Here is a 14793-nt window from a genome sequence, read left to right as displayed (position 1 = left end):
TACCAGGCCTGGGCGACATCCGCGCCCAGATATTGGCGGCGCAGCGCAGCGCGGGCGCCGATCTGTTGCCGCAGCGTGGCAAGGATTTCGGGATGCTGTTGGACCTGCTCAAGGCTCGGTTTGCTGCGGCTGGTATCGCCTTGTGTGGCCAGCGCCTTGCGATAGGCGAGATAGCGCTGCAGCAGCGATTGCGCCTCTGACAGCGCGGGGCTGACCAGCTTGGCGCGCATGTGCGCCTCGGCCATCGCCATGCGTTGCGCCTCGGGCACTGAGGCAGGCACGTCGAGAAAGTAATCGAACACCGCGCGGTTGGCGGCTTCCAGGATGAGATGGCCGCTTGCATCGACGCGCAGGCCGTCGGGCGCCTGCGTATCGGCCAGCTCCGTGGGGGTTGCCGCGGGGCTGGCGACTTCGCTCTTGATGCTGCCGATATAGGCGCCGGATCGCGGCGCCGCCTGGGGCGGTTCGGCGGCCGGGGGGGCATCACCGGTGGTGTGCCACCAGTAGACGCCCCCGGCAACGGCGATTGCCACCAACACTGCCCCGATGAACGTCGTGGGCTGCATGGATTGCACGGGTTGTGATTTGCCCTTCATGACGATGTGCGTGTTGGTGACAACGGATTACAGCCCAGCCGTCTTTAGCCGATTGGCCTGGGTGCGGATCACCGCCACCGGATCCGCCGCACCCCAGCCGATCAGGCCGAGCAACTGGTTGACCTCGTCGAGGTGATTCCAAGCATAGTCGGTCGACAGCACCTGCCCGAACTTGGCGCTACACACCGAGACCAGCCCATCGTTGGTGCCCGAGCCGCGCGCCTGCATGACACCGCCGCTGAAAACCAGCACCGGATCGAACAGATCGAGGATGTTGGTGGCCGTCGAGCGGCCTGTCCACGAATACAACTTCTGCACGTTGCCGTTGCGCACGTCGGTGGCGCTGCCGGTGTTGCAGCCGCTGGCCAGGCCTGCGCTCGGGAAGGTCTTGTTGAAATCCGCCGCGCCCGCGGTGGAGAGGATATGCAATGCGGCAAAACCGTTCTGCGGGTTGCTGGCACCGTTGAACCAGCCGAGTACTGAGCCGAACACATTGGCACCCAGGTTCACAAGAGCCTTGAAGGGCTCCGGCGTGGCTTCGACAAAGTCGGCAAATTCCGAGCCCTTGTGCGGCGTGCCGATGGTGGTGACAGACGCCACCAGGTTGGGCGCCACAGCGGCCGCGTAGCGCGAGGTCAGGCCGCCCTGGCTGTGGCCGATGAGGTTGACCTTGGCCGCACCGGTGGTGGCCAGCACGGCGCGGATCTGGCTGAGCAGTTGCTCGCCGCGCACGGTTTCATCGTTGAAGGCGGACACGTCGGCCACATAGACGTTGGCACCGTTGGCGCGCAGGTCTTCGGGGATCTGGTACCAGTAGTCCACCACGCCCAGGAACTTGCTGGTGCCAGAGAGGCCGTGCACCAGCACGATCGGGTATTGGGTGGCGGCGTACGTGCTGGCGGCCTGGGCCGGTGCAGCGGCAGTCAGGGCGAGGGCGGATGCGGCCAACGTCGTGGCCAAGGCGGCGGCTGCAGTGCGCGTGCGCAAGATGCCGCGCGCTGATTTGTACACAGCATGGAGCTGGGGCGTCTGTGACATTCGGTTGTCTCCTGAATGATGGATGAGTGGTCGACCTCTGCGGGTCGATCGCCCTCCGTTATCCGAAGTGCGCATTCCACCGTCAACCGAATTGGAGGATTGGCTCTAATGCTGCGCCGCCGCGTGCGCAGACAAAAACCGGAGGGCAAGCCTCCGGTTCTTTAGGATGCGATGCAGCAACGTCGCTACTCTTCTTGAAACGCTTCCTCGCGTTTGCGGCGGATGGCGGGCAGCGCCACCAGCAGCACGAGGATCACCGCCGCGATCAGCAGCCCCAGCGACAGCGGCCGCGTGACGAAGGTGGAGAGATCGCCGCGTGAGAGCTGCAGCGCACGGCGGAAGTTCTCCTCCATCATCGGCCCCAGCACAAAGCCGAGCAGCATCGGTGCCGGCTCGCAGCGCAGTTTCACGAACAGGTAACCCAGCAACCCGAAGACGGCCGTCTGGAAGATGTCGAAGGTGGTGTTCGATACGGAATACACGCCAATGCAGCAAAACACCAGGATGGCCGGATACAGGAAGCGGTAGGGTACCTTCAACAGGCGCACCCACACGCCGATCATCGGTAGGTTCAGCACGATCAGCATCAGGTTGCCGATCCACATCGAGGCAATCAGGCCCCAGAACAGCGCGGGGTTGCTGGTCATCACCTGCGGACCCGGCTGGATGTTGTGGATGGTCATGGCACTCACCATCAGTGCCATGACGGCGTTGGGCGGGATACCCAGCGTGAGCAGTGGAATGAATGAGGTTTGCGCGGCCGCGTTGTTGGCCGATTCCGGGCCAGCTACGCCCTCGATGGCACCTTTGCCAAATTCGTGCGAGTACTTCGACGCTTTCTTCTCGAGCGAGTACGACGCAAACGAGGCAAGTGTGGCACCGCCGCCAGGCAGGATGCCGAGCGCCGAGCCCAGCGCCGTGCCGCGCAGCACGGCAGGAATCATGCGCTTGAAGTCCTCGCGGCTGGGCCAGAGGTTTCTCACATGGTTGACGAACGTCTCGCGGTGCTCCTTCTGTTCAAGGTTGACGATGATCTCGGTAAAGCCAAACAACCCCATGGCCACGGAGACAAAGTTCAGCCCATCCGCCAACTCCGGGACGTCGAACGAATAGCGTGCCACGCCTGAGCCGACGTCCGTGCCGACCAGGCCAAGCAGAATGCCGAGAATGATCATGGCCAGGGCTTTCGGCAATGATCCGGAGGCCAGCACGACTGCGCCCACCAGGCCCAACACCATCAGAGAGAAATACTCTGCCGCTCCAAAGTGGAACGCGATCTCCGACAGGGGTTTGGCAAACGCGGCCAGGATCACGGTGGCGACGCAGCCTGCAAAGAATGAACCAATGCCAGCCGTTGCGAGTGCAACCCCAGCGCGACCGCGACGCGCCATTTGATAGCCATCGATCGTCGTGACCACGGAAGATGACTCACCGGGCAGATTGACCAGAATGGCCGTGGTGGACCCGCCGTACTGGGCGCCGTAGTAGATGCCTGCAAGCATGATGAGCGCGGCAACCGGCGGCAGGCTGTAGGTCGTTGGCAGGAGCATCGCGATGGTCGCGATGGGGCCAATGCCCGGCAGTACGCCAATCAACGTGCCGAAGATACATCCGATCAGCGCATAGATGAGGTTCTGCAGCGAAAGCGCTGTCGAGAAGCCGAGTGCAAGATTGGCAAAGAGATCCATACCGCGGGCTCCTCAGGAAACGAAGGCAGGCCACATCGCGAGTTGCAGATTCAACAGCCAGACGAAGGTCCCCCAGCCGATGATCACCATGACGATCGCGGTGGCGAGGGCGCCCCGCCAGCCGAATTCGTGACTGGCGAGGCTGGAGATCATGACCAGCGCCACCACCGAAAACACAAGCCCCAGCGGCTGCAGCAGCAACCCGAACAGCACCACCGAGCCGAGAATCCACAGCAGCGTCTTGATGTCCCAGCGCGGGATACGGTCTGCCACGCCCTTGCGCGACAGCGATTGCACGACCACCACCACACCCAGCAGCACCAGCACGATGCCCAGCCAGAACGGGAAGTAGCCGGGGCCCATGGAGGCCGTCGTGCCCATGCGGTAGCCGCGCGCCAGGACGGCGAACGCCGTGCCCGCAACGATGAACATGACGCCCGACGCAAAGTCCTGGTGACTGCGGATCACCGGGCGGCGCTGTGGATCGTTTTGCAAGATGGGTCTCCTTCTGTCGGCATGCGGCGCATCGCTTTGCGGGTGGCCGAACGGCGGCAAAGCGGCGACCAAGTGTGCACGCTAAGCAGAGCGGCTTTCAAGCACCTTGCAGGGGGAGGCAGGTCGCGCGGCGGCCCGGCGGGGCGCATGGGCAGACGGTTCAGGGTTTGTCCCTAACCGCGGGAGGGCGGGAGCGTGCGGGCCGCGCAGCGCTGTCGCGGCCCATTGCGATTGCGAACTACATGCCGATGCCGCGCGCCATCAGCACAGCCGCCAGCGGAATGAAGATGATCAGGTGCGATTCGATCATGACCCAGCGGCGCGTCTTGGCGATCTCCGACGGCGGTGGCACGAAGTCGGGCAGCGTCTTGCCTTGCTTGTTCCACCGCAGGATGGTGACCGTGGGCATGATCGACAGCAGCCCAACGAGGATGAACAAGCCAACCTTGATGTGGAACACCGGGTTGTGGACATAAAACGCGTAGCCCTTGGCGCCGTAGATCACGCGCAGGCTGCCGGTAATCAGCACCGCCAGCGCCGCGAAGCCGAAGACGGCGTCATAGCGTGCCAGGCGCTTGCGGATTTCAGGCGTCATGTCCGGCCGCAGCACCACGGCTTCGGCGGTGAGGAAGACGATCAGCGTGAAGATCGAGATGTAATGCAGGTAAGCCAGCAACGCATCGAGCCACATGGTGACCTCGTCAGGGTGGGGGAACCGGGGTGAGCAATGATCGGCGCGGGCATCAGATCACGCCGCGTGTGCGCAGTGCCTCGATCTGGTCGGCGCTCAGGTCCAGCACGTCGCGCAGCACCGCTTCGGTGTGCTCGCCCAGCAGCGGCGGGTGGCTCGCGGCCTTCGGTGGCGTGACGCTCATCTTGACGGGACTGCCGACCAGCTTGACGGTGCCGGCGCTCGGGTGGGGCAGGTCGACCCGCAGACCGCGCGCCTGCACCTGCTCGTTGTCGAACACCTCGTGGAGATCGTTGATCGGGCCGCAGGGCACGCCGGCGGCTTCGAGCTTGTCGATCCATTCGCCTTTGCTGAACCGTTTGACCATCTCCGCCAGAATCGGCACCAGCAGATCACGGTTGGCTACGCGCTGCGGGTTGGTGGCGAAGCGCGGGTCGTCGGCCAGTTCGGGCATCCCGCCGGCTTCGACAAAGCGGCGGAACTGCCCATCGTTGCCGACCGCCACGATGATCCAACCATTCGATGCCTGGAAGGTCTGATACGGCACGATGTTCGGATGTGCGTTGCCCCAGCGCTTGGGTGCTTGGCCGCTCGCCAGGTAATTGGTGTTCATGTTGGCCAGCATGGCGACTTGCACGTCGAGCAGCGCCATGTCGATGTACTGGCCCTCGCCGGTGCGGTCCCGATGCGCGAGCGCGGCCAGCACGGCCACGGTGGCGTACATGCCGGTCATTAAATCGGAGATGGCCACGCCGGCCTTCTGCGGGCCGCCGCCAGGCAGGTCGTCGCGCTCGCCGGTCAGGCTCATGAAGCCGCCCATGCCTTGCACGATGAAGTCGTAGCCGGCGCGCGCGGCGTAAGGGCCGGTCTGGCCGAAACCGGTGATGGAGCAATAGATCAGGTCCGGCTTGATGGCCTTGAGCGACTCATAGTCGAGCCCATACTTCTTGAGCTGGCCGACCTTGTAGTTCTCCAGCACCACATCCGCATGCGCGGCGAGCTTGCGGATGATGTCCTGGCCCTCTGGCGTGCTGATGTCAACGGTAATCGAGCGCTTATTGCGGTTGGCAGCCAGGTAGTACGCGGCCTCGGCGGTGTTTTGCCCAGCTTCGTCTTTCAGCCAGGGCGGGCCCCAGGTGCGGGTGTCGTCGCCTGCGCCCGGGCGCTCCACCTTGATGACGTCGGCGCCAAAATCGGCGAGGTTTTGCGCGCACCACGGGCCGGCAAGCACGCGCGTGAGATCGAGAACACGGAGATGGCTGAGAGCGCCCATGGATAACGAATCTGCACAATCGGAACGCGTGCACTGTACACCACGCCCCGGCGGCCCCGCAGGCCCATGCGACGAATAGGGGCGAATGGGGCATGAACCCCGTATAATCAACGGTTTGCACTAATCCAAGGCGCTCAGGGGCGGGATGCTCCAAGGCGCAATGCTGACACCGGCACCCCGCGACATGAAAGCCTCCGATATCCGCCAAAAATTCCTGACCTTCTTTGAGGGCAAGGGCCACACCGTGGTGCGCTCTTCGCCGCTGGTGCCGGGCAACGACCCGACGCTGCTGTTCACCAACTCCGGCATGGTGCAGTTCAAGGACGTGTTTCTCGGCACCGACAAGCGCCCGTACGTGCGCGCGGCCTCCGTGCAGCGCTGCCTGCGCGCCGGCGGCAAGCACAACGACCTGGAAAACGTTGGCTACACCGCGCGCCACCACACGTTCTTCGAGATGCTCGGCAACTGGTCGTTCGGCGACTACTTCAAGCGCGACGCACTCGTGTGGGCGTGGGAGCTGCTGACCCAGGAATACAAGCTGCCGGCCGACAAGCTGTGGGCAACCGTCTATCAAACCGATGACGAGGCCTACGACATCTGGACCAAAGTGATTGGCCTGCCGCCCGAGCGTGTCGTGCGCATTGGCGACAACAAAGGCGCGCCGTACGCCTCCGACAACTTCTGGCAGATGGCCGAAACCGGCCCGTGCGGCCCGTGCTCGGAAATCTTCTACGACCACGGCCCGGACGTGTGGGGCGGCCCCCCGGGAAGCCCGGAAGCCGATGGCGACCGCTACATCGAGATCTGGAACAACGTGTTCATGCAGTTCGACCGCCAGCTCGATCCGGCCACCGGCGAATACACGCTGACCCCGCTGCCCGCACCGTGCGTGGATACCGGCATGGGCATGGAGCGTCTGGCTGCCATCCTGCAGCACGTGCACAGCAACTACGAGATCGACCTGTTCCAGGCGCTCATCGCTGCGGCTTCGCGTGAGACCAACACCAAGGATCTGTCGAACAACTCGCTGCGCGTGATTGCCGACCACATCCGCGCGTGCTCGTTCCTGATCGTCGACGGCGTGATCCCGGGCAATGAAGGCCGCGGCTACGTGCTGCGCCGGATCATCCGCCGCGCCATCCGCCACGGCTACAAGTTGGGGTGCCGCGCCGCGTTCTTCCACAAGCTGGTGGACGACCTCGTGGCGCAGATGGGCGAGGCGTATCCGGAACTGCGCGACGCGCGCGACCGCGTGGTCGAGGTGCTGCGCACGGAAGAAGCCCGCTTCTTCGAGACCATCGAGCACGGCATGTCGATTCTCGACAGCGCGCTGGGCGAGTTGAAGGCCAACAACCAGGATGGGAAACAGCGGATGCTCGACGGCGAACTCGCCTTCAAGCTGCACGACACCTACGGCTTCCCGCTGGACCTGACGCAAGACGTCTGCCGCGAGAACGACGTGATCGTCGACGAAGCTGCCTTTGACGCCGCCATGAACCGCCAGCGCGAGCAGGCGCGCGCCGCCGGCAAGTTCAAGATGGCCGCCGGCACGCTCGACTACACCGGCGACAAGACCACCTTCCACGGCTACGACCAGCTCGTGCGCGAAACCGCGCGCGTGACGGCGCTGTTCGTCGATGGTGCGTCGGTCAAGGAAATGCACCCGGGCCAGACCGGCGTGGTGGTGCTCGACCACACGCCGTTCTATGCGGAATCTGGTGGCCAGGTTGGCGACCAGGGCACGCTCAAGGCCGCCACCGTCTGGTTTGACGTGGCCGATACGCTCAAGGTGCAGCCGGAAGTCTTCGGCCACCACGGCGAGTTGCGCACCGGCGTGCTGAAGGTCGGCGATGCCGTGGCTGCGGAAGTGGACGCCGTGCGCCGTGCGCGCACCATGCGCAATCACTCGGCAACCCACCTGATGCACAAGGCGCTGCGCGAGGTGCTGGGCAGCCACGTGCAGCAGAAGGGCTCGCTGGTGGATGCCGACAAGACCCGCTTCGACTTCTCGCACAACGCGCCGATGACGCCGCTGCAGATCCGCGAAGTGGAAGCGCGCGTCAACGCCGAGATTTTCGCCAACGCCGCTACCAGCGCCCAACTCATGGGCTTTGACGATGCGGTCAAGAACGGCGCGATGGCGTTGTTTGGCGAGAAGTACGGCGACGAAGTGCGCGTGCTGTCGATCGGCACGTCGAAGGAACTTTGCGGCGGCACCCACGTGGCGCGCACCGGTGACATCGGCCTGTTCAAGATCGTGGGCGAATCGGGTGTGGCAGCCGGCATCCGCCGCGTGGAGGCCATCACCGGCGACAACGTGCTGCACTACCTGCAGACGCTCGACACGCGCATCAACGAAGCTGCTGCCGCACTGCGTGCGCAGCCATCGGAGCTGACGCAGCGTATCGGCCAGGTGCAGGACCAGGTCAAGACGCTGGAGAAGGAACTGGAGCGCCTGAAGTCGAAGCTGGCCGCAAGCCAGGGCGACGAGCTGGTGAGCCAAGCCGTGGACGTGGCGGGCATCAAGGTGTTGGCCGCCAAGCTGGATGGCGCCGATGCCAAGACGCTGCGCGAGACCATGGACAAGCTCAAGGACAAGCTGCAGACCGCGGCCATCGTGCTGGGCAGCGTGAGCGACGGCAAGGTTGCGCTGATCGCAGGCGTGACGGCCGATGCTACCGCCAAGGTCAAGGCGGGCGAGCTGGTCAACTTTGTCGCCCAGCAGGTCGGCGGCAAAGGCGGTGGCCGCCCGGACATGGCTCAAGCAGGTGGCACCGAGCCCGACAACCTGCCGCAGGCGCTGGCGGGTGTGGTCGCATGGGTGCAGCAGAAGGTGTGATGTAACGCTGCCAACCTGATGCGCTGAACGGCGCGCGTTCCCGGCAACGGGGCGCGCGCCGTTTTGTTTTGAGCCCCTCAGCGGACTACGTGAGCGGCGGTGCGCAAGACGGGAGGCGCCAGCATGAAGACACGCAGCCGCTCGTTCCTGTCACCGGGGCGGGCGCCGGACCAGAACGGTATCCATTCGCTGCCGGGCGTTCGTGCGTGTGTGTGGCTGTCCTGGAGGATCAGCCAGCGGCAGGTGTGGGTCGACGACTGCGCCAGCGGACGGTGCAGGATGCCGGTGAAGTAGTGCAGCATCGGCGCCTCGGATTCTCCCAGATGCAGGCTTGCCATGCAGTCGTCTGCGCGCCATGCCGGGGCCAGCTTGCTGCTGAGGCTGTCGAACACCGAGCGATAGCTCTTGGCCTCGTCCAGCCAGGGCAGCAGCAGGGTGGCGACCAACCCCCACCCCACAAGGGCGCCGGCCGCCCAGGACAGCGCGCCGCGCCATACCCCGGCCCGCCGCAGATGTGGCAGCAGGCGCAGCCATCCGATCGTGAGCACCAGCGCGGCGCCCATCAGCCAGGGTTCGATAGGCATGGTCCAGTCGACCGGCAACCAGCGGTCGAGCCAGCGCACGCCTGCGCGCGAGGTGTTCTCCGTCATGACGGCCCACAGCAGCCACGCCAGCAGCGCGATGCCGCCAAACAATACCCGGCTGACGTAGTCCCATCCGACATGCAGACGCATTGGCAGTCGCGCGATTGCCTGCTGGCCGAGCAGTGCCAGCGGCACGATGAAGGGCAGCAGGTAGAGCGGGCGTGCCGTCGCCGAGACCTGCAGCGCGAGCAGCCCGACACCCGCGAAGATGACCGGCAGGGCGACGCGCGGCGTCCGCCACTCGCGCCACGCGCCGCAGGCCAATGCGAGCAATGCAAGCGGGCCCGCGGGAAAGCCGATGGTCAGCAGCGTGTGCCAGACGTAGAACGGGTCGTCGTTCTCCGCGCCCAGCACCGGCACGGAAAAACCCAGGAAGCGGCCGATGTTGTTGTCCCAGAACCAGACGTGGAACAGGTCAGGGGCGCGCAGATAGAACAACGTTGGCCAGATCGTGGCGAAGGGCAGGAACACCAGCGCCGCGGTAGCGAGCCGGCGTGCGAACACGCGGCTGCGGCAGGCCGGAAACAGCACGCACGCCCCGACCAGCGTGATGCAGAACACCAGCGGAATGAACACGCCTTTTGCCAACAGTGCGATCCCCATGCCCACGCCGAGCCACACTGCGGAGCTGCGCCTGTGCGCCCTGGGCTGCACGCATTCGAACAACCCGCAGAAGCCGATGGCGGTGCCGGCCAGCAGAGCCACGTCGGTCATCATGTCGTGCGTGTGCTTGACCACGATCAGAGAGCCCGCGCAAAGCGCCAATGTGCCGAGCACACGCGGGTCGGCCCATGAAGGTGCATCGGTGGCACCGCGTGCCAGGCGCGCGGTGAAGGCGAAAGCGAGGCCAGCAAACAGTGCGCTTGCGAGCCGCGCAGCGTCGTGCGCGGGCAGCGTATCCCACAGCAGCCATGCCAGGCCGCTGGCGACCCACGCATACAGTGGCGGCTTCTCGACGAAGGGTTGCCCGGCGCTGGTCGGCACGACCAGGTCGCCGGTCTCCAGCATGTGCTGGATGATGCCGAACGTGTAGGTCTCATCCTGTTTCCAGGGGTCGTGGCCGAGTGTGCCCGGCAGCAGGTAGGCACAGGCGATGAGTACCGCGAAGATCCACGTGCTCCATTGGCGCAACGCCTGCCATGGCCAGGCGTGCGCCACTTGCGCCGCAGATGCCATGACCGTGCCGGGTGACAGCGCTGCAGCGTTCGAAGCGATGTCGCGCGCGTGGGCGGTCGCGGCGGGCGTGTTGACGCTCCGCCGTCCAGGGCGTGTCGGTTCCAGCATGACGAAAGGGTTTCCGGTTTGCCGGATGCGGTCCGGAGAACCCGGCCGATCGGCTTATGCGTGACAAACAAGATGCCCGGCAAGGTGTGCTGGGGCGGCTTGGAGTACATCACGCCCGTCTTACGGAGACCCTGAGCGCCAGCGCGGAAAACTGAGCAATCGATTTTCACCGGGGTACGTGGCTGGCCGGATGCGCCTTTTGGGGCATTCGGCACAGGGGTGGCGTCTTGTCTAAGCAGCGCGGACAAGTTGGCGATGCCTCCAATGCTGGAGACAGGCCGAGCCATCGCCTATACCGGTCAGACGCTGCGGTTGCAGGCTGCCTGGCAGGCAATTTGCATTGACCGAGCCCGATTTTCCCCGCAGTGCCCGTTGTACCCCTTCCCCCAAAATCCGAGGAGAACCATGAGCGTCCTATCTGACAAGGTCGACGCTGTGCCGCCAGCGCCATCGGCTGCGCGGCGCAGCAAACGATTGCTACGGGCGGTCGCGGCCGGCGTGCTGGTGGCCGCAGGCATTGGCGCATCGACCCAGCCGATTGCGCAACTTGCGCCGGAGTCGCACGCGCGCAAGGTCAAGGTGCTGATCATCAGCATGTTTGCGCCCGAGGCGCAGCCGTGGATCGACAAGCTGGGCCTGACGCAAGACGTGCCCGTGCCCGGTTTGTCGATCGACTATCCGAGCGTGCATTGCAACGCCAACGACGTGTGCCAGCTCACCACTGGCATGGGCAAGGCGAATGCCGCGTCGTCGGTATCGGCGCTGATCTACAGCGGCAAGTTTGACTTGCAGCGCACGTACTTTCTGGTGGCGGGCATCGCCGGGATCGATCCGTCGCAAGGCACGCTGGGCAGCGCTGCGTGGGCGCGGTTCCTGGTCGACAGCGACATCGCCTGGGAGATTGACGCGCGCGAAGTGCCCGCAAGCTGGCCCAGCGGCTTCATCGGCATCAACACGCAGGGCCCGGGGCAGAAGCCGCCGCTGGACTACAAGACGGAAGTGTTTCGCGTGAACGAGGCATTGCTACAGAAGGCGCTGGCGCTCTCCAAGGGCGCGGCGCTTGACGACAATGCCACCGCCCGCGCGTATCGCGCCAATTACCCCAGCGCACCGGCCAACCAGCCGCCGTCTGTTGTGCAATGCGACACCGCCGCCGGCAACACCTACTGGCACGGCGCCAAGATGGGTGAGCGCGAAGCCGCGTGGGTCAAGCTGCTGACGGATGGGCAGGGCACTTACTGCACCACGCAGCAGGAAGACAACGCCACGTTCGAAGCGCTCACGCGCGGCTCGAAAGCGGGCTTGCTCGATCTGCAGCGCGTTGCCGTGCTGCGCACCGCGTCCAACTTCGACAGGCCGTATCCGGGGCAGACGCCGTATGACTCGCTGGTCAACAGCAATTCTGGCGGGTTTGTGCCGTCGCTCAACAACCTCTATCTGGCGGGCGGTCCGCTGGTCAACGAGATCGTCACGCGCTGGAGCGTGTGGAAACACGGAGTGCCCTCGCCATGATCGATTCCAAGAGCACAACCCCCGTGCGCTCCATCACCAAGCTGCTCGCCGTGGGCGCGGCCGCGCTGACCTTGAACAGTTGTGCGTACGACGGCGTCAAGGTCATCGTCATCAACATGTTCCAGGGCGAAGCCCAGCCCTTCATCGACCGCTATGACCTGAAGGAGAAGGTCTACATCTCTGGCCTGTCGCCCGATGCGCCCAACATGCTGTGCAACGATGACGGCGTCTGCCAGGTGACCACCGGCATGGGCTACGCGAATGCGGCGTCGACGATTTCGGCCCTGCTCTACCGCAGCAAGCTGGACCTGACGCACACCTACTTCGTGATCGCCGGCATTGCGGGCATCGATCCGGGGCAGGGCACGGTGGGCTCGGCAGCGTGGGCGCGTTATGCGGTGGACTACGGACTGTCGCATGAGATCGACGCACGCGAAATGCCCACCGGATGGCCTTACGGCTACTTCGGCATCGGTACCAAAGGCCCCGGGCAGAAACCACCGCTGGACTATCGCACCGAGGTGTTCCAGCTGAACGAGACGCTGTTGCAGAAGGCGTTCACGCTGTCGAAATCGGCCACGCTGGAAGACAGCCCAGAGGCCATCGCCTTCCGCAAGAACTACGCGTTTGCGCCGGCCAATCAGCCGCCGTCGGTCATCCAGTGCGATGTGGCTTCCGCCGACACATGGTGGGCCGGCCGCAACCTGGGCCAGCGCGCGCGTGACTGGGTGAAGACAATGACCGACAACAAGGGCACCTACTGCACCACTGCACAGGAGGACAACGCCACGCTGGAAGTGCTCACGCGTGGCGCCCGTGCCGGCAAGGTCGATTTCAGCCGTGTGGCGCTGCTGCGTGCGGGCTCCGACTTTGACCGCCCGTACGACGGCCAGACGGCGCCTGACGGCCTGATCAACTACGTGCAGCAGGGCGGTTTCGTGCCGGCCACGCACAACCTCGTCAATGCGGCCAAGCCGTTGCTGGACGACATCGTCGACCACTGGCCGCAGTGGAAGCAGGGGGTGCCGAATTAATGGTTGCTTACATCACATTTCAAAATATATAATGCGAATCATTCTCATTTGATGGGCGGCAGCGGGCATCTCGCCTGATCGCTGGCCATCGCTTCTGCCGGGCGAGCCAGCGGGTTTTCACCTGCAAGCCAACGGATCGACGCGCCGCGTGATGTTTCTGCGGCGCGTTTTTTCTTCTTCCCCAGTGCATGACATGCACGTCGGGGCGCGCTCGGTTTGACCAATCCTGTCGACCCTTTGCCCGCGATGACCCGCCGTCTTCCGGCCCGTGCGCTGCCGTGCGCGCTTGCCGCCATTCCTCTTGCCGCTTTGCTTACCGCCACGCCTGCGCGTGCCGACGACACCCAACCCGCCGCCGGCAATCACGCCAAGGTAGACCTGGACGAAACCACCGTCACCGCGCGCAGCCAGCGCGGCTTTGCGGCCAGCACGGCAGAGGTGGGCGCGTTCCGGGGGATGGCATTGCGCGACATTCCTGCCACGGTGAATGTGATCACGCGCGAGGCGCTCGACGCGCAGCAGGACACGTCGTTGTTCGATGCGCTGCGCAACACGGCAAGCGTGACGCGCCAGCAGCTCTCGGGCGAGACCTTCGACAACCTCGCCATCCGCGGCGTGACGATGGAGAACCGCACCAACTTCCGCTTCAACGGCTCGTTGCCGATTGCAGCGCTCGCGGCCATCCCGCTGGAAGACAAGGAGCGCGTGGAAGTGCTCAAGGGCGTGTCGGCGCTGTACTACGGCTACACCACGCCGGGTGGTGTCGTGAACCTCGTCACCAAGCGTGCGGGCAACACGCCGGTCACCACGCTGGGTGTGCAGTTCGATAGCAATGGCTCGATCGTCAGCACGCTGGACGTAGCCCGCCGCTTTGGTGAAGACAACCAGTACGGCATCCGCTTCAACGCTGCAGGTGGCTCGCTGCAATCGCCCACCAGCGGCATTGATGGCACGCGCCAGCTCGGCGCTGTGGCGTTCGACTGGAAGGTCAACAGCCGCCTGAGCCTGAAGGCGGACGTGGAGTACTCACGCAAGATCATCACCGAGCAATCCGTGGTGACGCTGCCGGCGGCCAAGAACGGTGTGATCACGTTGCCCGCCATGCCGGACCCGACCAAGCGACTGGCGCCGGGCTGGGCAGACTTCAACGGCAACACCACCAATGCACTCCTGCGCGCCGACTATGCGCTCAGTGATGCATGGTTGTTGACCGTGGAGGGCGGCATGTCGGAAACGGCACGCACGCGCGCCTTTACGGAATTCCGCCTGACCAACCCGATCACCGGCGCGGGCACGATCTCAGGCAACCGCCAGAGCGGGCTGTGGCACACGAGCCATGTGCGTGCGGACATCAACGGCACGGAGAAGACGGGCTGGATCACGCATGACCTGACGTTTGGCGTAGCGCGCTCGGATTTCCGCCAGGCAACGGTGTACTCCGACCGCTTCAGCGGCGCACAGAACCTGTACAACCCGATCGACCTCGGTTGGTTGCCGACACAAGGCAACAACACCACACCTGCGCAGCGCGCTGTGGACACGGGCGTCTATGCGATGGATCGCATGACGCTGTCGGAGCACTGGCAGGTGATTGCTGGCCTACGCTATACGAGCTACACCAGCACGCAGGCCCCCAACCGCTACGAGGCCAGCAAGACCACGCCGCTGGGCGCCGTCATCTACAAGTTCACGCCCACGC

Annotated in this window: 10 protein-coding genes and 1 pseudogene; 4 read left to right on the top strand and 7 right to left on the bottom strand. The window is 64.8% G+C overall.

The genetic code is table 11. From position 1 onward, the window contains the following. The 6 genes and pseudogenes from JHD73_RS21990 to JHD73_RS21965 form a co-directional block, all read right to left on the bottom strand. Nucleotides 1-596, bottom strand: a pseudogene (locus JHD73_RS21990) (lipase chaperone); the annotation flags it as partial. Nucleotides 597-623: 27 nt separating this feature from the next. Continuing rightward, a complete protein-coding gene (locus JHD73_RS21985; protein WP_199032317.1) occupies nt 624-1634 on the bottom strand; it encodes a triacylglycerol lipase in 1011 nt (336 codons plus the stop codon). Nucleotides 1635-1819: 185 nt separating this feature from the next. Beyond that, complete coding sequence (locus JHD73_RS21980; RefSeq protein ID WP_199032316.1) at nt 1820-3322, bottom strand: tripartite tricarboxylate transporter permease; 1503 nt, start codon at nt 3320-3322, stop codon at nt 1820-1822. 12 nt (nt 3323-3334) lie between these two features. Further along, nucleotides 3335-3817, bottom strand: a complete 483-nt coding sequence (locus JHD73_RS21975) for a tripartite tricarboxylate transporter TctB family protein (RefSeq protein WP_233177107.1) — start codon at nt 3815-3817, stop codon at nt 3335-3337. A 238-nt stretch (nt 3818-4055) separates the two neighbouring features. Beyond that, the gene (locus tag JHD73_RS21970) at nt 4056-4508 is read right to left on the bottom strand and encodes a DUF2214 family protein (RefSeq protein ID WP_199032315.1); all 453 of its coding nucleotides are present in this window, start codon (nt 4506-4508) and stop codon (nt 4056-4058) included. 52 nt (nt 4509-4560) lie between these two features. After that, a complete protein-coding gene (locus tag JHD73_RS21965) occupies nt 4561-5781 on the bottom strand; it encodes a CaiB/BaiF CoA-transferase family protein (RefSeq protein ID WP_199032314.1) in 1221 nt (406 codons plus the stop codon). Between the two features lie 184 nt (nt 5782-5965). Here JHD73_RS21965 and alaS point away from each other — a divergent pair, with 184 nt between their 5' ends. Continuing rightward, nucleotides 5966-8620 (top strand): alanine--tRNA ligase, encoded by a 2655-nt coding sequence (gene alaS / locus JHD73_RS21960; RefSeq protein ID WP_199032313.1) that lies wholly within the window; start codon nt 5966-5968, stop codon nt 8618-8620. A gap of 77 nt (nt 8621-8697) precedes the next feature. Here the strand turns inward: alaS and JHD73_RS21955 are convergent, their stop codons facing one another. Continuing rightward, complete coding sequence (locus tag JHD73_RS21955; RefSeq protein ID WP_199032312.1) at nt 8698-10548, bottom strand: glycosyltransferase family 39 protein; 1851 nt, start codon at nt 10546-10548, stop codon at nt 8698-8700. 405 nt (nt 10549-10953) lie between these two features. Between JHD73_RS21955 and JHD73_RS21950 the strand changes: the two genes are divergently transcribed. The 3 genes from JHD73_RS21950 to JHD73_RS21940 form a co-directional block, all read left to right on the top strand. Beyond that, a complete protein-coding gene (locus JHD73_RS21950) occupies nt 10954-12060 on the top strand; it encodes a purine nucleoside permease (RefSeq protein ID WP_199032311.1) in 1107 nt (368 codons plus the stop codon). Further along, nucleotides 12057-13094 carry a purine nucleoside permease gene (locus JHD73_RS21945; RefSeq protein ID WP_199032310.1) on the top strand — a complete coding sequence of 346 codons (1038 nt, stop codon included), beginning with the start codon at nt 12057-12059 and terminating at the stop codon, nt 13092-13094. Before JHD73_RS21950 ends, JHD73_RS21945 begins: the two co-directional genes overlap by 4 nt. A gap of 246 nt (nt 13095-13340) precedes the next feature. Beyond that, a partial coding sequence (locus tag JHD73_RS21940) for a TonB-dependent siderophore receptor (protein ID WP_199032309.1) occupies nt 13341-14793 on the top strand: 1453 nt, incomplete at its 3' end.

Source organism: Ralstonia sp. ASV6 (genome assembly GCF_016429285.1).
Classification (GTDB): Bacteria; Pseudomonadota; Gammaproteobacteria; order Burkholderiales; family Burkholderiaceae; genus Ralstonia; species Ralstonia flaminis.
The sequence above is the reverse complement of the archived record's forward strand: the minus strand, read 5'-3'. Positions and strand labels throughout refer to the sequence as shown.

Excerpts from the sequence above, each read along its gene's own strand:
- JHD73_RS21985 (WP_199032317.1), bottom strand. The coding sequence starts at position 1,634 with ATGTCACAGACGCCCCAGCTCCATGCTGTGTACAAATCAGCGCGCGGC.
- JHD73_RS21980 (WP_199032316.1), bottom strand. The coding sequence starts at position 3,322 with ATGGATCTCTTTGCCAATCTTGCACTCGGCTTCTCGACAGCGCTTTCG.
- JHD73_RS21970 (WP_199032315.1), bottom strand. The coding sequence starts at position 4,508 with ATGTGGCTCGATGCGTTGCTGGCTTACCTGCATTACATCTCGATCTTC.
- JHD73_RS21965 (WP_199032314.1), bottom strand. The coding sequence starts at position 5,781 with ATGGGCGCTCTCAGCCATCTCCGTGTTCTCGATCTCACGCGCGTGCTT.
- alaS (WP_199032313.1), top strand. The coding sequence starts at position 5,966 with ATGAAAGCCTCCGATATCCGCCAAAAATTCCTGACCTTCTTTGAGGGC.
- JHD73_RS21955 (WP_199032312.1), bottom strand. The coding sequence starts at position 10,548 with ATGCTGGAACCGACACGCCCTGGACGGCGGAGCGTCAACACGCCCGCC.
- JHD73_RS21950 (WP_199032311.1), top strand. The coding sequence starts at position 10,954 with ATGAGCGTCCTATCTGACAAGGTCGACGCTGTGCCGCCAGCGCCATCG.
- JHD73_RS21945 (WP_199032310.1), top strand. The coding sequence starts at position 12,057 with ATGATCGATTCCAAGAGCACAACCCCCGTGCGCTCCATCACCAAGCTG.